General features: G+C 70.5%; 17 protein-coding genes. 7 read left to right on the top strand and 10 right to left on the bottom strand.

The features are described 5' to 3' along the window. Together WFI52_RS01425 and WFI52_RS01420 are read right to left on the bottom strand one after the other, a co-directional pair. Entirely contained in the window at window positions 1-558 is a 558-nt protein-coding gene (locus WFI52_RS01425; RefSeq protein WP_336625359.1) for an NYN domain-containing protein, read from the bottom strand. A gap of 1 nt (window position 559) precedes the next feature. Next, on the bottom strand, window positions 560-1213 hold the full coding sequence (locus tag WFI52_RS01420) for an SDR family oxidoreductase (RefSeq protein ID WP_336625360.1): 654 nt from the start codon (window positions 1211-1213) through the stop codon (window positions 560-562). A 68-nt stretch (window positions 1214-1281) separates the two neighbouring features. Here WFI52_RS01420 and WFI52_RS01415 point away from each other — a divergent pair, with 68 nt between their 5' ends. Then, the gene (locus WFI52_RS01415) at window positions 1282-2331 is read left to right on the top strand and encodes a lactonase family protein (RefSeq protein ID WP_336625361.1); all 1050 of its coding nucleotides are present in this window, start codon (window positions 1282-1284) and stop codon (window positions 2329-2331) included. A gap of 51 nt (window positions 2332-2382) precedes the next feature. Here the strand turns inward: WFI52_RS01415 and WFI52_RS01410 are convergent, their stop codons facing one another. Continuing rightward, window positions 2383-3633: an MFS transporter gene (locus tag WFI52_RS01410; protein ID WP_336625362.1), complete on the bottom strand. Its 1251-nt coding sequence runs from the start codon at window positions 3631-3633 to the stop codon at window positions 2383-2385. Between the two features lie 151 nt (window positions 3634-3784). On the opposite strand from WFI52_RS01410, the gene msrA reads away from it, so the two are divergent. Then, window positions 3785-4321, top strand: coding sequence for a peptide-methionine (S)-S-oxide reductase MsrA (msrA, locus tag WFI52_RS01405; RefSeq protein ID WP_336625363.1), 537 nt, complete (start codon window positions 3785-3787; stop codon window positions 4319-4321). Between the two features lie 12 nt (window positions 4322-4333). Here msrA and WFI52_RS01400 read toward each other — a convergent pair whose 3' ends face one another. Both WFI52_RS01400 and WFI52_RS01395 read right to left on the bottom strand, forming a co-directional pair. Beyond that, window positions 4334-5614, bottom strand: coding sequence for a M18 family aminopeptidase (locus tag WFI52_RS01400; protein ID WP_336625364.1), 1281 nt, complete (start codon window positions 5612-5614; stop codon window positions 4334-4336). 28 nt (window positions 5615-5642) lie between these two features. Beyond that, on the bottom strand, window positions 5643-6005 hold the full coding sequence (locus WFI52_RS01395) for a winged helix-turn-helix transcriptional regulator (RefSeq protein ID WP_336625365.1): 363 nt from the start codon (window positions 6003-6005) through the stop codon (window positions 5643-5645). A gap of 105 nt (window positions 6006-6110) precedes the next feature. On the opposite strand from WFI52_RS01395, the gene WFI52_RS01390 reads away from it, so the two are divergent. Continuing rightward, the gene (locus WFI52_RS01390; protein ID WP_336625366.1) at window positions 6111-6968 is read left to right on the top strand and encodes an SDR family oxidoreductase; all 858 of its coding nucleotides are present in this window, start codon (window positions 6111-6113) and stop codon (window positions 6966-6968) included. Window positions 6969-7000: 32 nt separating this feature from the next. On the opposite strand, the gene WFI52_RS01385 is transcribed toward WFI52_RS01390, so the two are convergent. The 3 genes from WFI52_RS01385 to WFI52_RS01375 all read right to left on the bottom strand — a co-directional run bounded on the left by WFI52_RS01385 (window position 7001) and on the right by WFI52_RS01375 (window position 10903). Continuing rightward, the gene (locus WFI52_RS01385; protein ID WP_336625367.1) at window positions 7001-8716 is read right to left on the bottom strand and encodes an ABC1 kinase family protein; all 1716 of its coding nucleotides are present in this window, start codon (window positions 8714-8716) and stop codon (window positions 7001-7003) included. Window positions 8717-8721: 5 nt separating this feature from the next. Next, window positions 8722-9375 (bottom strand): PadR family transcriptional regulator, encoded by a 654-nt coding sequence (locus tag WFI52_RS01380; protein ID WP_442927657.1) that lies wholly within the window; start codon window positions 9373-9375, stop codon window positions 8722-8724. A gap of 103 nt (window positions 9376-9478) precedes the next feature. Further along, on the bottom strand, window positions 9479-10903 hold the full coding sequence (locus WFI52_RS01375; protein WP_336625368.1) for a dihydrolipoyl dehydrogenase family protein: 1425 nt from the start codon (window positions 10901-10903) through the stop codon (window positions 9479-9481). A 95-nt stretch (window positions 10904-10998) separates the two neighbouring features. Between WFI52_RS01375 and WFI52_RS01370 the strand changes: the two genes are divergently transcribed. The 4 genes from WFI52_RS01370 to WFI52_RS01355 are packed head-to-tail and all read left to right on the top strand — an operon-like array spanning window position 10999 to window position 14232. Next, window positions 10999-11865 (top strand): ABC transporter ATP-binding protein, encoded by an 867-nt coding sequence (locus WFI52_RS01370; protein WP_336625369.1) that lies wholly within the window; start codon window positions 10999-11001, stop codon window positions 11863-11865. After that, on the top strand, window positions 11862-12554 hold the full coding sequence (locus WFI52_RS01365) for an ABC transporter permease (protein ID WP_336625370.1): 693 nt from the start codon (window positions 11862-11864) through the stop codon (window positions 12552-12554). The genes WFI52_RS01370 and WFI52_RS01365 overlap by 4 nt, the downstream gene beginning before the upstream one ends. After that, window positions 12551-13279, top strand: coding sequence for an ABC transporter permease (locus WFI52_RS01360; RefSeq protein ID WP_336625371.1), 729 nt, complete (start codon window positions 12551-12553; stop codon window positions 13277-13279). The genes WFI52_RS01365 and WFI52_RS01360 overlap by 4 nt, the downstream gene beginning before the upstream one ends. A gap of 35 nt (window positions 13280-13314) precedes the next feature. Beyond that, window positions 13315-14232, top strand: coding sequence for an ABC transporter substrate-binding protein (locus WFI52_RS01355; RefSeq protein ID WP_336625372.1), 918 nt, complete (start codon window positions 13315-13317; stop codon window positions 14230-14232). Window positions 14233-14298: 66 nt separating this feature from the next. Here WFI52_RS01355 and WFI52_RS01350 read toward each other — a convergent pair whose 3' ends face one another. After that, window positions 14299-15627: an LLM class flavin-dependent oxidoreductase gene (locus tag WFI52_RS01350; protein ID WP_336625373.1), complete on the bottom strand. Its 1329-nt coding sequence runs from the start codon at window positions 15625-15627 to the stop codon at window positions 14299-14301. After that, the gene (locus tag WFI52_RS01345) at window positions 15624-16937 is read right to left on the bottom strand and encodes an O-acetylhomoserine aminocarboxypropyltransferase/cysteine synthase family protein (protein ID WP_336625374.1); all 1314 of its coding nucleotides are present in this window, start codon (window positions 16935-16937) and stop codon (window positions 15624-15626) included. The genes WFI52_RS01350 and WFI52_RS01345 overlap by 4 nt, the downstream gene beginning before the upstream one ends. Window positions 16938-16946: the final 9 nt, after the last annotated feature.

Here is a 16946-nt window from a genome sequence, read left to right as displayed (position 1 = left end):
TCAGCGCAGGAAGCGGTCGGGGTCGAACTCGTCGATCGGGATGACCCGCACCCGCGGCAGCTGCGCGTCGAAGGCGTCGACGTCGTACTCGAGGTCGAAGAATGCGACGCCCGGGAGGTCGGCGAAAGCGGCGTTGCGGAACTCGGCGAACCCCATCACCCCGACGCGACGGCCGTCCAGGAGCGCGCCGACGTCGTCGACGAAGTCGCCATCGTGACTCACGAGGACGACATCGCCTTCGCGACCGCGCAACGCACGCAACGTGCGCTGGATCGCGATGTCGACGACCTTCTCGTCGACGTCACCGGAGAGCGGCACGGGCTGGTAGCCGAGGGCGAGGAGCGCCTGGATGAACGGCATCGGCAGGTTCGTCGACGCGTTCAGGAAGAAGAGACCGCGTGACTGCTGGTGCCACGTGCGCGCGAGGAAGGAGAGGACGCGATCCCAGCGCGGCCGTTCATCGGGCTGAGGACGCCGGCCGAGGATCGAGCCGCCGAGAGTCGCGTCGATGTTCTCGCCGTCCACGAGCACCCACGTGGTGCGATCGGTGCTCGTCACGTCAGCGCCCCTCCGCCTGCAGCGCCTCGGCGATGGGCGTGTCGCCGGAGTTGAAACGGATCGTGCGCCCGATGGACGCGGGCTCGGCGACGGCCGCCGCGATGACGGCAGCGACGTCGCCACGCGGCACCGAGTCGGATGCCGTGGCGGTCGCGTCGATCCGTCCCGTGGGCTCGTCGAGAGTCAAAGCGGACGGCGCAAGGATGGTCCAGTCGAGCCCGCTCGCGCGCAGGTGCGCATCGGCGGCGGTCTTCGCCTCGGCATACGCGTAGAAGGAATCGGACGGGTCGACCCCGTGATCGGGCCCGGCTCCGAAGTAGGAGACCATCAGGTATCGCGACGCTCCCACGGCTGCGGCCGCATCGATCGAGCGGATCGCGGCATCCCGGTCGACGGCGTACGTGCGCGTCGGGTCGCCCCCGCCGGCGCCGGCAGACCAGATGACGATGTCGTTGCCGGCGACGAGATTCGTGGTCTGATCCAGATCGAGCTGCTCGATGTCGATGACGAGCGGCGTCGCGCCGGCAGAGGCGACATCCGGCGCCTGGGCGGCTTCGCGGATGACGGCGGTGACGTGGTGCCCGGCCGTCTGGAGAAGCGGCTCGAGCAGCAGCGCGACCTTGCCGTGTCCACCGATGAGCAGGATGCGGGCCATGGGGGCTCCTTCCGTCGCCCTCGAGCCTACGGGTCCGCAGCGGCGACGCCCGCGCCTACGCTGGACGGGTGACCGACATCGCTTCCCTCGTCCTCGTGGCCAACGCCGGAGACGGCTCGATCTCCACCTTCCGCTTCGCACTCGGCGAGGACGCCGACGGTTCATCGGCCGGCCTCGAGCGGCTCGCGGTGACGGACGGCCTCACCGGCTGCTCGACGTTCGCCGTCGACGCGGCACGCGATCTCGTGTACGCGGGCGTCAAGGGCGATCCTGCCGGGATCGTCACACTCGCCCTGGACCGCGCCACCGGCATCCTCACCCCGGTCTCACGGCTCGATCTCCCCGACGGGGGCATGAACTATCTCGCACTCACCCGCGACGGCGGAGGCCTGCTCGGCGCCAGCTACGGCGGCGGCTACGGCATCAGCTGCCGCGTCACGGACGGGGTGATCGGCGCGCCTGTGTCGCGCATCGCGTATCCGAATCTTCACTCGGTACTGCCCTCCCCCGACGGCCGCTTCGCCTACTTCGTGTCGCTCGGGGCCGACCTCATCGCACAGTACGTCGTCGAGGACGACCTGTCGCTCGTGCCGCTCGATCCCCCGACCGTCGCCGCGCCCTCCGGCAGCGGACCCCGCCACCTCGTCGTCGACGACGCGCACGACGCCGTCTACGTCGTGACCGAGTTCTCCGGCGAGGTTCTCCACTACCGCCGCGACGCGGCGGAGGGCGGGCTGACCTACGTCGGCGCCGCCGCCGCGATCGACGCGTCCGCGGGTCTCGGCCACAGCGTCTTCGGCGCCGACCCCCTCGCGCACCGCTACATCTGGGGCGCTGATCTGCACCTCGCCGGCGAGCGCCTGTGGGCGTCGGAGCGCACCGAGTCGATGCTCGGCTCGCTCGCGCTCGCATCCGACGGCACTCCGACGGATGCCGAGGCCTTCACCGTCACCGAGACGCAGCCGCGCGGGTTCGCAGTGAGCCCCGATGGCCGCTTCCTCGTCGCGGCGGGAGAGAAATCGACGACAGTCTCCCTCTACGCGGTCGCGGGCGACCACCTCGAACTCCTGCAACGCGCCGAGACGGGCCGCGGCGCGAACTGGGTGCGCTTCATCTGACCCTCACGGAGGGTGAGTCCGGTCGGACGTCGGAGAATCGCGCCGCCGCGTTCACGCTGCCGAGACGCGCCGCACGGCCGCGTGCCGACGTTCACCGGCGGCGTTGACGACGCCGAGCGCGAGCACGACCACCGCGGCGACCGCGGGCAACGCCATCGCGACGCCGACGCCGAGCTCGTCTGCAATCCAGCCCGTGACGGCGGATGCCAGCGCCTGCGCGAGGGTCAACGCCGAGCCGAGCAGTGTCATCGTCGTCGCCGCACGCCCCGCCGGAGCCCGCATGCCCGCAAGGGAGAAGAGTGTCACGAGTGTCGGCCCGACCCCGAGCCCCATGAGCAGCAGCCAGACGACGATCGAACCCGCATCGGCGAGCGTCGCGTAGCCGAGCGCCGACGCGCTCAGCACCCCGGCGAAGGCGAGCCAGCGCCAGCGCAGCGCGAAGCGCGCGGGCAGCAGCGCGACGCCGAGCGCGAGCGCGGCCGACCCGATGCCCATGAGCCCGTACAACAGGCCCGCCTGCGCCTCGTCGCCACGGCTCTGCGCGAACGCGGTGAGAGACGTGAGTGTCGTCCCGAAGAACATGCCGATGCCGAACGTCGCCGCGACGAGCACGAGGACCGGCCGCGAGAAGACGGCGCTCACGGGCGCGCGCTTCGTCGCGGCATCCCCACCCGCCTGGACGCGGGCCGTGGGGTGGAGCGCGAACGCCGTGACGAAACCGAAGCTGAGCACCGCGGCGATCGCGATCGGAGCCCACGGCGCGATGAGAGCCGCGAGGACGCCGACCAGGAACGGCCCGATGACGAAAGCCGTTTCGTCAGCCGCCGACTCGTACGACATGACACGGTTCGTCGTCTGCACGCGGCGAGCGGGAGCCAGGCGCGCGGCGATGATCGTGAGCAGGCGGCTGCGGCTCATCGCGGCGGCCTGGGGCGCGCTCAGACCGATCGCGAGGGCAGCGACCATGAGCATCTCCGCCGGCGCTTTGCTCATGACGATCACGGGGAAGAACGCCAGGAGGGCGCCGTTCACGAGCCCCACCGGGACGAGAACGCGCCGCTGTCCGAACCGGTCGACGAGGTCGCCGAAGATCGGACCGGCGATGACGACACCGACGCCGACGGCAGCCGATGTGAGGCCGCCGAGACCGACCGAGCCCGTCTCGGCCACGACGAGCATGAGGACGCCCACGGTCATCATCGCGAACGGCAGCCGCGCGATGAACGCGATCGGCCAGTACGCCCAGCCGGTGTGCTGGGACAGCGTGCGGTGATCGGCGGTCGATGTGATGGTGCGTTCCACGCGCTCCTCCGAGAATCGGCTCGTTTTCACGTGCCGCCGTTTCTCGGTCGTCGAGCTGGTAGATGCACCTCGCAGCGCCGGTGGGCGCAGCGGAGGCATCCATTCTACCGCGCCCGCCCCCGCGGGCTCTGGAGAGAGCAGAATGGAGGGCATGACCGATGACGGCAGCATCACCCGCACCCCTGACACCGAGACGGCGGTCCTCGCCGGTGGCTGTTTCTGGGGCATGGAAGACCTCATCCGCCGCCAGCCCGGCGTGCTCGACACGCGCGTCGGCTACACGGGCGGGCAGAACGAGCACGCGACATACCGCAACCACCCGGGGCACGCCGAGGCCGTCGAGATTGTCTACGACCCGACGAAGACGACGTACCGGGACGTCCTGGCCTTCTTCTTCCAGATTCACGACCCGTCCACCCTGAACCGCCAGGGCAACGACATCGGCACGAGCTACCGGTCGGCGATCTTCCCCCTCGATGCCGAGCAGGAGCGCGTCGCGCGCGAGACGATCGCCGACGTGGATGCCTCGGGCCTCTGGCCCGCCAAGGCCGTCACCACGATTGAGGCGGCGGGTCCGTTCTGGGAGGCCGAGCCCGAGCACCAGGACTACCTGCTGCGCATCCCGAACGGATACACGTGCCACTTCCCGCGTGCCGGGTGGGTCCTCCCGAAGCGCGCCGACGCCTGAGCGCGTTCCGCGTCAGCCGGCGAAGAACGCTGCCGCCACGCGCGACAGCGCGTGCAGGTCGGAGGTGCCGGCGAGCTCGCGTGCGGAGTGCATCGACAGGATCGGGATGCCGACGTCGACCGTCCGGATCCCGATCCGGGTCGCCGTGATCGGGCCGATCGTGGACCCGCAGGGCACCGCATTGTTCGACACGAACTCCTGACTCACGACGCCGGCGGCGTCGCACCAACCGTGCCATGCCGCGGCGCCTGCGGCATCCGTCGCATAGCGCTGGTTGGCATTGATCTTGAGGATCGGACCCGACCCGAGGAGCGGCTGGACGACGGGATCGTGCTTCTCGACGTAGTTCGGGTGCACCGAGTGTCCGACGTCGCTCGAGACGCACCACGATGCTGCGAGAGCGCGCAGCTGCTGCTCGCGATCCGCACCGAGTCCGAGCTGGATCCGCTCGATGACGTCCGCGAGGAACGGCCCTGCCGCACCCGAGCGCGTCGCCGACCCCACCTCCTCATGGTCGAACACCGCGAGGACGCTGATGTGTGCGGCATCCGTGCCCGCCTCCGCCAGGGCGACGACCCCGGCGTGCACCGACGCGAGGTCGTCGAGTCGCCCCGACGCGAAGAAGACGTCGTCCTTTCCGAACACGGCGCCGCGCGCGGCGTCGGCCGTCACGAGGTCGTACCCGCGTACCCGCGCGGCATCGACGCCGGCTGCTGCCGCGACCTCGCCCAGCAGATCGGCGGACGCCGCCGAGCCGAGGCCCCAGACGGGCTGCGTCTGGGTCTGCTTGTTCAGCGCGAGGTGGTCGTTCGCCTCACGATCCAGGTGGATCGCGAGCTGCGGCAAACGCAGGAGCGCGCCCGTGGCGGCGAGCACGGCGGAGCCGTCGTCGAGGACGAGCCGACCGGCGAGACGCAGCTCGCGGTCCAGCCAGGAGTTCAGCAAAGGACCGCCGTAGATCTCGACGCCCCCCTGCAGCCAGCCTGCGCGCCCCGTGGTCGACCGCGGCTTGAGCTTGAGCGCGGGTGAGTCGCTGTGCGCACCGAAGATGTGGAAGGGCGTGTCGGCGGCCGCGCCGACCGGGACGATCCACGCGAGTACGGCGCCGTCGCGGACGACGACATGACGCGCCCCCGGCTCGATGCCCCACGGCTCGGTCTCGTCGAGGGGGGTGAATCCGGCGGCGATCAGGCGCGCGGCGACGGCGGACGCGGCGTGGAAGCTCGACGGCGAATCGGCGACGAACCCGGCGAGGTCGTCGGCATGGGCGAGGACGGCGGCGGTCTGCGGCATCCCCTCAGCGTAGTTCGGGCGCTGTGCGTCAGCGCGCGACGATCTCGGAGGCGTTGTGCGCGATCCATTCCATCAGGGGCATCATGCGCGCCATGAGCTCGTCCCCGCGCGCGGTGAGCGCGTACTCGACGCGCGGGGGCACTTCGGGGTAGGCGGTGCGCTCGACGAGGCCGTCCGCTTCGAGCGTCCGCAACGTCGAGGCGAGCATCTTCTCGCTGATGCCGTCGACCGTGCGGCGCAGCTGTCCCCATCGCGCCGTGCCGTCGGTCAACGCCATGAGCACGAGCACACCCCACTTGCTCATGACGTGGTCGAGGACGATCCGCGTCGGACAGTTCTCCGTGAACACCCCGTCACGCTCCGCCCGGATCTCCGCAAAACTCACCGCCATGTGGGTACCTTACCGAAAAGTTGGTACCTGCGATCTGGAATGGATGCCACGGTCGCGCGTTGCCCCTCGTGGAACCGATCACGGAACCGACCGAAAGGACTCCTCATGACCATTCTCGTCACTGGTGCCGGTGGGCACCTCGGCCACCTCGTCGTCGACGCCCTGCTCGCTCGCGGCGTCGCCGGGTCCGACATCGTCGCGGGTGCGCGCACCCCCGCGAAGGTCGCCGACCTCGCGGCGCGGGGGGTCCGCACGGCGCACCTCGACTATGACGACCCCGCGACGATCACCGCGGCACTCGACGGCGTGGATCGCGTACTCCTGATCTCCGGATCCGAGCCCGGCAAGCGCTTCGCAGGGCACAAGAACGTCATCGACGCCGCGGTTGCGGCGGGGGTCTCCCAGTTCGTGTACACGAGCGTCTCGAAGGCGACGAGCTTCGACTGGCCGCTCGGCGCCGAGCACAAGCAGACCGAGGAGGCCCTCGCCGCGAGCGGGCTGCCGACCGTGATCCTGCGCAACGACTGGTACACCGAGAATTACATCGGCGACGTGCAGCGTGCCGCGGAGTCAGGCGTCATCGCTGCCTCCGTCGGCGACGGCCGCGTCGCACCCGCCAGCCGCCAGGACTATGCAGAGGCCGCGGCCGCCGTGCTGACCGAAGACGGTCACATCGGGCAGGTCTACGAGCTCGCGGGAGATGCGAGCATCACCTACGACGACCTCGCGGCCGCCGCCGCCGAGGTGCTCGGGCGCGACGTCGCGTACGTACGGCTGACGCACGAGGAGTACGTCGCGGGCCTGCAGTCGGCGGGACTGGATGCCGGGACGGCGGAGTTCGTCGCGAGCATAGACGACGGCATCCGGGGCGGTGTCCTCGCAGACACCGACGGCACGCTCGCGCGCCTCATCGGCCGCCCGACCACGCCCGTCGTCGACGGACTGCGCGCCGCGCTCGCCTGAGCGTCTGCACCCGCTTGATCGCGCGCAGAGCCTCAGCGACGCGATCCTCTCCGCGCCCGCCGCCTCGGCACGAGCACGAACACGAGCGGAACGACGCTCGCGATCATGAGGATCACGGCGACGGCGGATGCCGCGGGCAGCAGCAGTGCCCCGCCGACGAGCATCGCGGCGAACACGACCGCCGCGATCGTGCGACCGACGAGTGCCTCCAGCTGGTCGAAGCGCCGGTCGATCTCCGGAGTTGCAACCGACAGCGCGCCACCGTCGATCTTGTCGGCGACGACGTCGAGCTTCGGCGGGAGACCCATGAGCGTGGACGCATAGCCGAGGGCGCTCTTCGCGGCATCCGTCACGACATTGCGACTTTCTTCGCGCAGCAGCTGCTGAGCATAGGGATCGATCGCCTCCCACACGTTGAACGAAGGGTCGAGGGCGCTGCACACTCCGGAGGTGAGCGAAACGGCTCGCGTGATCAGCAGGAAGTTCTCCGGCAGCTGTACGGGCAGCGACCGCATGACCTCGCCGAAGTCGTCCGCGAAGGTGCGGAACTCGCGCGGATCGACGTTCTGCAGTTCTCCGAACGCCATCCCGCCGAACCGGGCGAAGAGGGCCGTGAGCGCCCGCTCGAGCTCGCTCGTGTCGGCGCCGGGGAGTAAGACCCCGATGCGCTGGATGCCGTCGACGAGGCCCTTCCCGTCGCGCGCGGCGACCGCGATGACGATCTTGCGAAGACCATCGCGCAATCCCGCCGGGACCTGCCCCATCATTCCGAAATCGATGAAGGTCAGGGTCCACGCCGGGCCCTCGGCGCCCGGCGTGTGCGGCGTGACGAAGACGTTCCCGGGGTGCGGGTCGGCGTGGAAGAAGCCGGCGCCGAAGAGCTGATCGAACATCGCCCCCGCGAACGCCTGGGCGACCTCGCGCGGGTCGATGCCCGCCGCGCGCAGCGCCGCGACGTCGTTGAGCTTGATCGCCGTGACGTCCGAGAGCGTCAGCACGCGGCGCGTGGTCCGTTCCCAGACGACGACGGGCGCGGCCACGCGGGCGCCGTCGGCGAACGTCTCGGCGAACCGCTCCGCGTTGACCCCTTCGTGCAGATAGTCGATCTCCTCGCGGCTGGTCGCGGCGAACTCCTCGACGAGCGCGGGGGCGTCCACGCGATCAGCGACGAAGCCGATGCGAGAGAGGCGTGCGCCGATCGTGCGGAGGGCGGCGAGGTCGGTCTCCACGATCCGGTCGATCCCCGGCCGCTGCACCTTGACGACGACCTCCGCGAACCCGGAGATCTGCTCGTCGCTCTCCGCGAGGCGCGCGCGGTGAGCCTGGCCGAGGGATGCCGCGGCCACCGGAACCTCGTCGAACCACGCATACGCGCGATCCAGCGGAACCCCGAGCTCCGCTTCGGCGAGCGCACGGATCTGGGAGAACGCGACGGCGGGCACTTCGTCCTGCAGCTGCTCGAGCTCGCTCGTGACTTCGGGGGGGAGCACATCGAGGCGCGCCGAGAGGAACTGCCCGACTTTGATCATGAGACCGCCGAGGTCGACGGCGAGCACGCGGAAGCGCGCGGCGATCCGCTGAAGCCGCCGCGCACGCGAACGCTCCGCGACGCGGCGGAGTCCGATCCGCGGCAGGGCGATCTCGAACCACCACGCCTGGAACATGACCGCGGTCGCGAACCGGATGATGCGGTTGTACCGGGCGCGCGAAGGTACGGCGGGGGACGTTGCGGCGTCTCCCGGCGGCATCCCGCTCAACCCTCGGCGAGGATCGCGTACAGACGCCGACGCGCGTCGTCGAGGATCTCGATCGCCTGCTGGACCTGTGCAGGAGTCCCGGTGCGGCCGACCTGCATCGCCGCCTGGGCGAGGTTGGCACCGGACTTCGACAGGGCACCGAATCCGGGTCCGTCGGTGCGCGCAGACGTTCCGCCCGTGCTGCGGGCGTCGTCCTCCTCGCCGGCACGCCAGGGCGCGGGCTTATCGGCCGCCTCCGCGCGCCCTGCCTCGGTGAGCGAATACGTCTTGCGTCCGCCCTCCTCTTCGACATCGACGACGCCTTCGTCGGTGAGCAGCTGCAGGGTCGGGTAGACGGAGCCGGGGCTCGGCTTCCACGCCCCACCCGAGCGCTCCTCGATCTGCTGGATGATCTGGTAGCCGTGCATCGGCTGTTCCGCGAGGATCGCGATGATCGCCACGCGCACATCGCCGCGGCCCATACGCGATCCCGCCTTCATGTCGAAGCGCGGCAGATCGAAACGCTGCTCGAGCTTCTGACCGAACTGCCCGAGGGCTTCGAAGATGTCATTCATTCCCTGGCCGCCGAACATGCTCTTGCCGTCGGCGCCACCACCGAAGCCCATGCCGCCGAAACCCTGACTGCCGTATCCGCCGTATCCGTTGTTCATGACGAACCTCCTCGAGTGAACGATACTCAACGATATATCGTTGGGCGCTCGACGATACCGTGAGTTCGCCGTGAACGCGCGTGGAGGCGTCGAAGCGGATGCCTCACTCCGGTCGTCCGAACGCCTCCAGCCACCGCAGCCACAGCTCACTCGCCGTCGGGTAGGCGGGCACGGCGTGCCACAGGCGCTCGAGTGGCACCTCGCCCACGACGGCGATCGTGAGCGCCTGCAGCATCTCCGCGACGTCCGGCCCCACGAGAGTGCCCCCGATGATGACGCCGCGGTCGACATCGACGAGCGCGCGCGCGGTGCCCGCGTAGCCCTGCGCGTACGTCGCGGCGCCGGCGATCTGGGCGAGGTTGACGTCGAGCGCGCGGACACGCAGCCCGGCATCCTCGGCGCGCGCGAGCGTGGGGCCGACGGAGGCCACCTGCGGGCTCGTGAACACGACCTGCGGCACCGCGCTGCGGTCCGCCGTGGCGACGTGCGTCCCCCACGGCTGATCGTTGACCGCGCGACCCAGCGCGCGCGCCGCGATGACATCGCCGGCGGCCCGCGCCTGGTACTTGCCCTGGTGCGTGAGGAGTGCGCGGTGGTTCACATCGCCGACGGCGTAAAGCCAGTCACTGCCGCGCACGCGCATCGTGTCGTCGACGTCGAGCCACTGCCCGGCGGGCAGGCCGACAGCATCGAGGCCGACGTCGTCGGTGCGCGGAACGCGGCCCGTCGCGACGAGCAGTTCCGCCGCGCGCACCTCGTCGTCGTCCCCGTCGAGGGTCAGGACGACCTCGCCCTTCTCGCGGCGCACCGCGGTCGCCTCGGCGCGCAGCCGCACGTCGACGCCCGCGTCACGCAACGCCGCGGTCACGGCGTCGCTCGCGAACGCTTCGACCCCACCGAGCAGCGACGAGCGCGCGATCATCGTCACCCGCGTGCCGAACGAGGCGAACACGGTCGCCAGCTCGCACGCGACGACGCCGCCGCCGAGGATGGCGAGCGAATCCGGCACCTCTTGCACCGCCGTCGCCTCGCGACTCGTCCACGGCGCCGCACCAGCGAGACCCGGAATGTCAGGCAGGAGCGCGGCGGAGCCCGTGCACACCGCCACGGCATACCGCGCGCGCAGAACACGCTCCGATCCGTCCGGTGCGCTCACGCGCACGGTCCGCTCGCCGTCGAGGCGCCCATGGCCCCGCACCAGATCGATGTCCGCGCCCTCCAGCCACGCCACCTGTCCGTCGTCGCTCCACTCATGGACGATCTGATCGCGCCAGCCCAGCGTCGCCGCGACGTCCACTCCGCCCTCCACGGCACCGGCCGCGCCCGGGACGGCGCGCGCGGCCTCGAGCGCGGCGCCGGGTCGCAACAGGGTCTTGGACGGCATGCACGCCCAGTAGGAGCATTCGCCGCCGACGAGCTCGCTCTCGACGATCACGGCCGATAGGCCGCCCTGTACGGCACGGTCGGCGACGTTCTCACCGACGGGCCCCGCTCCGATCACGATCAGGTCGTACTCGTCCTTCTGCATGTGCCACCTCTACCCGAGTGTGACGCTGTATGCCACCCCCCTTCGGCATGTCGGAGGGGTGTGGTTGGGTGGAGGACACCCGACCCGGAGGACGCATGGCGATCGAGTTCCGTTCCGTCACGAAGCGCTTCGCCGATGGCACGACCGCCGTCGACGACTTCAGCCTCGTGCTGCCGGCGCACAAGACGACCGTCTTCGTGGGCTCGTCCGGCTGCGGCAAGACGACGCTCCTGCGCATGATCAACCGGCTCATCGAACCGACGAGCGGCGAGATCCTCATCGACGACGAGCCCATCCAGCAGCGCGATCCGGTGCGTCTGCGTCGGGGCATCGGCTACGTGCTGCAGAACGCAGGACTGCTCCCCCACTTCACGGTCGTCGACAACGTCGCGACCGTTCCCCGCCTGAACGGCACTCCGAAGAAGCAGGCCCGCGAGCGCGCTCTCGAACTGCTCGACATCGTGGGCCTCGACCGCGCCCTCGCGGAGCGCTACCCGCGTCAGCTCTCCGGCGGCCAGCAGCAGCGCGTGGGCGTCGCCCGAGGGCTCGCCGCCGATCCCAACATCCTCCTGATGGACGAGCCGTTCGGCGCCGTCGACCCGATCGTTCGCAGCGAGCTGCAGACCGAGACGCGGCGCCTGCAGCGCGACCTCGAGAAGACCGTCGTCTTCGTGACGCACGACATCGACGAGGCGTTCCTGCTGGGCGATCAGGTCGTGATCCTCGAGAAGGGTGCGAAGATCGCGCAGGTCGGAGCGCCCGACGAGATCGTCGAGAACCCCGCGAGCGACTTCGTCGCGGAGTTCGTCGGGGTCGATCGGGGCGCCCGCGCCCTGCACACGAAGCGCACACCGCGCGGAACGGTGCTCGTCGATGCCGCGGGCCGTACCCAGGGTGTCCTCGTCGAGGAGCCCGCCGTCGCCGACCCGCCCGGCGCCGACCGATCGGCGCCCGCGCCGTGAACTGGGTCCTCGACAACCTCGGGCTCATCGGGTCTCTCACCCTCGATCACCTGCGGCAGAGCACGATCGCGATCGTCGCGGCGTTCGTCATCGCGGTGCCGCTCGGATGGCTCGCGTGGCACTACACGCGACTGCGCGGTTCCGTGCTCACAACCATCGGGCTCCTCTACACGATTCCCTCGCTCGGGCTGTTCGCCCTCTTGTGGGCCGTGTTCGGCATCCCGTACCTCTCCGAGACGAACCTCATCATCGCGCTGACGATCTACGGTGTCGCGATCATGACCCGTTCGGTGACCGACGGGCTCGACGCGGTGGATGCCACGACGCGTGAAGCGGCGATCGCGGTGGGGTACGGGCCCTGGCGGAGGTTCTGGACGGTGGACCTGCCGCTCTCCGGTCCCGTGCTCCTCGCGGGGCTCCGCGTGACGGCGACGTCGACGATCGCGCTCGCGACCGTCGGCATCCTGATCGGCGTGCAGAATCTCGGATACCTGTTCACGAACGGCCTGCAGCGTCGCATCATCCCCGAAGTGCTCACGGGTGTCGTGCTGGTCGTGATCATCTCGCTCGTCATCGACCTGCTCCTCGTGTGGGCCGGCCGCGCTCTCATGCCCTGGGTGGCCGTCCCCGGGGGCAGTCGCGCCGAACGGCGGGCACTCCGCCGACTGTCGGTGGAGGCGGCCGCGTGAACCTCTTCCTCGATGCATTCGCGTGGATCTTCTCGCCCGACCGTCTCACCGGCTCGCTCCCCCTTCCGGTCGCGATCGGGCAGCACCTCGCCTTCACGTTCGGCTCCGTGATCGTGGCGGCGCTCATCGCGATCCCCGCGGGTTGGGCGATCGGGCACACGGGCCGCGGGCGCGAGTTCGCCGTCGCCCTGTCGGGCGCTGCCCGTGCTGTCCCGACGCTCGGCCTCGTGGTCCTCCTCTACCTCCTCGTCGGCGTCGCCTATAAGAGTCAGGCCGCCGTCGTCGCCTTCGTGATCCTCGCGATCCCCTCGATCCTCGCGGGTGCGTATGCCGGGTTCGAGGCGATCGACCGTGCCGTCGTCTCCGCGGCGCGCGCCGTCGGGATGACGCCGTGGCAGGTGCTCTGGAAGGTCGAGGTGCCCCTCGGGCTTCCCCTGCTCATCGGCGGCATCCGCTCCGCCACTCTGCAGGTCGTCGCGACGGTCACGATCGCGACGTACGTCGGCCTCGGCGGCCTCGGCTTCTACATCATCCAGGGCATCCAGCTGCGCGACACCGCGCAGATCCTCGGCGCCTCGATCCTGGTCGTCGCGCTCGCTCTACTCCTCGACGGCCTCTTCGCACTCGTCCAGCGCGTCCTCGTGCCGCGCGGCGTCCGCGCCCGCACGGCCACGCCCGCACGCCGCTCCGGCGGCGCAGCCCGGGCCGTCCCTCTGCCCTCTTGACCCCGCACCACACAGCATCCAGAAAGGCACCCACCATGTCTCGCATCACCTCGCGCCTCGCCCTCGCGGCGAGCGCCCTCACGATCACGGCCCTCGCGCTCACCGCGTGCGGATCCAGCGGCTCGCTGACCGCGCCGGAAGAGACGAGCTCCGGCTCGGCCGGGGCCTCCGACACCATCACGATCGGGTCGCAGGCCTACTACTCCAACGAGATCATCGCCGAGATCTACGCGCAGGCCCTCGAGGGCGCCGGCTTCACGGTCGAGCGCACCTTCAACATCGGTCAGCGCGACGCGATCATCCCGTCGCTTCAGGACGGCACCATCCAGCTGACCCCCGAGTACACCGGCAACCTCCTCCAGTACTTCGACAAGGCGACGACCGCGACGACGACCGACGACGTGTACGCGGCGCTCGAGAAGGCGCTGCCCGAAGGCCTCGCGGTGCTCGACCAGTCCCCCGCGACCGACCAGGACTCGTACAACGTGACGGCGGCGTTCGCGGCGCAGCACAACCTGAAGAGCATCGGCGACCTCGCAGGGATCTCGCCGCTCGTCCTCGGTGGCGCGCCCGAGCTCGAGCAGCGTCCGTACGGTCCGAGCGGCCTCAAGGAGAAGTACGGCGTCGACGTCACCTTCTCCGCGACGGCCGACACGACGGTCGACGAGCTCGTCGCCGGCAACATCCAGGTGGCGAACGTCTACAGCGCCGACCCCAACATCAAGACGAAGGACCTCGTCACCCTGGAAGACCCGAAGGGTCTCTTCCTCGCGTCGCACGTCGTCCCGCTCGTGAGCTCGTCGTTCCCGTCGGATGCCGCCGACGTCATCAACAAGGTCAGCGCCGCACTGACCCCGGAGGGGCTCGTGGCGCTCAACGTGCAGTCCACGCAGGACCAGAAGTCGCCCGCGGACATCGCGAAGGCCTGGCTGAGCGAGAACGGCCTCAGCTGACGCACGTCGAAGGCCCCGGCATCCCGCTCATACGGAGTGCCGGGGCCTTCGTGCTGGATCGGCCGGTCAGAAGGCGCGGAGATCGGCGCGCAGACCTTCGCCCGTAAAGCTGCGGCGCAGGATGCCGCGACGGCGCAGGATCGGCACGAGATCGTCCAGCACACGGTGCACCGTGACGGGATGGAGGTCGCCCCACAGCAGCACGCCGTCGTTGCCCCACGTGCCGAGCTCCTCAACGAGGTCCGCGAACTCCTCCGCCGTGCCGACGAAGCCGGACCGGTCGGAGATCCGGCCGAGCTTCGCGAGGGCGGTCAAGTGCGCGCGCAGCGGCGTCGTGCGGGCATCGCGGTCTCCCGTGAGGCGACGCAGCGAGCCCTGCGAGACGTGCTCGGCGAAGAAGGCTTCGGGGAGGGGCTCACCGAGCGCGAGTGTCGTCAGATCCGTCTCCAGGTCGCTCGACTGGCGCTGGGCGATCTGCCGGAGCACCTCGTCGGAGGGGTGCGCCGACGCCGCGACGAGCCGGTCGGCCTCTTCGGAGGAAGAGACGATGACGGGCTGGATCGCGAACATGATGCGGATGTCGTCGGGGCGCCGCCCTCGCTCGACGGCCGCGGCGTGGATGCGCGCGCGGTACTCGCGCACGCTCTGCTCGTTGAGAGGCGCCAGCGCGAGCTGAATGTCGGAATTCGCTCCCGCGAAGGCGAGGCCGCGGCCCGAGCCGCCCGGCGACGCGATCACAGGCTCACCGAGCCCGACCTCGTCGAACGGGATCGCGTTGAGCGGTCCGTCGAACGCGAAGTGCGCGCCGCGGTGCACCGTGGCATCCAACCGCGTGCCATCGGCGTAGACGCCCGACGACGCGTCGCGCACGAGTGCGCCCTCACCCCACGACGCCCACAGGGCACGGATGCCGGCGAGCCACTCCTCCGCGCGGTCGTACGCGGCGTCGTGGCCGAGCGCGGGCGCATCGCCGAAGTGGCGCGCACTGCCGGTGTCGGTGACGACGTTGAGACCCAATCGCCCGGCGCTCAAGTGCTGCAGCGTCGCGAACTGGCGCGCGGCCGTGTATGGCAGGTACGCGGCGGGGTTGACCGTCGGGATGACGCCGAGGTGCCGTGTCGCCTGGAACAGGTACGGAGCGAGCAGCAGCGGGTCGTGCTTGGGGCCGCCGAACGCGTGCCGCACCCGCAGGTCGATCGTCGCGGGCGAGCCGAGCGAAGGGGCGTCCTCGATCAGGAGGAAGTCGAACCCCGCCTGCTCGAGCTCTCGCGCCGACTGCTGGTAGAGGTCGGGGCGCGTCCAGTCGTAGTCCCAATCGAGGTACGGGTGCCCCCACCCGTGCGGACCGAACCCGCGGGCGAGGAACCAGCCGAAATGCTGCGGTCTGGCGCTCACGCGACCACCGCGACGGGCACATCGACGGCGACCTCGAGCGCGGCGCCCAGGTCGCCGACGAGGTCGGCGACGTCTTCGATGCCGATCGAGACGCGAAGGGTGCCCGGCTCGACGCCCACGGCACGGCGCTCGGCCTCGGTGAGGAACGCGTGCGAGGTGGAGGCGGGGTGCAGGACGAGCGAGCGCACGTCGCCGAGGTGCGTCATGTGGGTGAACACGTCGAGCGCCTCGACGAACCGCTGCGCCGTGTCAGCGTCGCCGCGCAACGTGAAGGTGAACACGGAGCCGAAGCCCGCCTCGAGATCGCGCACCGCGAGGGCGTGGTCGCGGTGGCTGGGCAGCCCCGCGTACTCCACCGAGGCGACCTCGGGCCGCGCGGCGAGCCACTGGGCGACAGCGAACGCGTTGGCGCTCTGCCGGTCGACGCGCAGACTCAGCGTCTCGATCCCCTGTCCGATGAGGAAGGCATTCAGCGGCGAAGGGGTGGGACCGAACCGCGGTGCGACGCTCTCGCGGGCGTACGCGATGCGGGCGTCTCCCCCGGTGCGCTCCGCGATGCTCGGCGCGGGTGCCCCTCCGGGGCCGCGCCCGGGCGCGACGAGGTGGGGATAGAGCGCACCGGAGCGCTCGGCGTCGAAGCGGCCGCTGTCGACGATAGCGCCGCCGAGAACACTCCCGTGCCCGGCGAGGAACTTGCTCGCCGAGTGGACGACGACGTCGGCGCCGAGCTCGATCGGCCGCAGAAGGTAGGGCGTCGCGAACGTGTTGTCGATGACGAGCGGGATGCCGTGGCGCTGGGCGACCGCAGCGACGGCGGGGATGTCCAGGATCCGGTTGGTGGCGTTGGAGATCGACTCGGCGAACAGGGCGCGGGTCTCCGGACGGATCGCCGCCTCCCAGGCATCCACATCGTCGATGTCGGCGACGAACGTCGTGTCGATGCCGAGCCGCGCGATGTTGTCGCGCAGAAGGCCCCGGGTGCCCTCGTAGATGTGCGTCGACGAGACGATATGACCGCCCGCCTCGACGAGGGCGAGGAGCGCCACGGTCGTCGCCGCCTGACCGCTCGCGAGGAGCAGAGCCTGCGATCCGCCCTCGAGCGCGGCGAGCGTGTGCTCGACGGCGTCGATCGTCGGGTTGCCGATGCGGGTGTACGCGTAGCCTTCGCCCGCGCCGAAGTGCGCGCCCGCCGCCGCATACTCGTCGAACTCGAAGCCCGCGGTCAGATAGATCGGCGTGGCGCGCGACGTCGGCGAGGCTCCCGGGGCGCGCTCGTGGACCTGCCGTGTCGAAAACCCTCGTCGGCTCATCGCCGCACC

Source organism: Microbacterium sp. MMO-20 (genome assembly GCF_037147735.1).
GTDB lineage: Bacteria > Actinomycetota > Actinomycetes > Actinomycetales > Microbacteriaceae > Microbacterium.
This window is presented reverse-complemented; position numbering and strand designations above follow the sequence as displayed.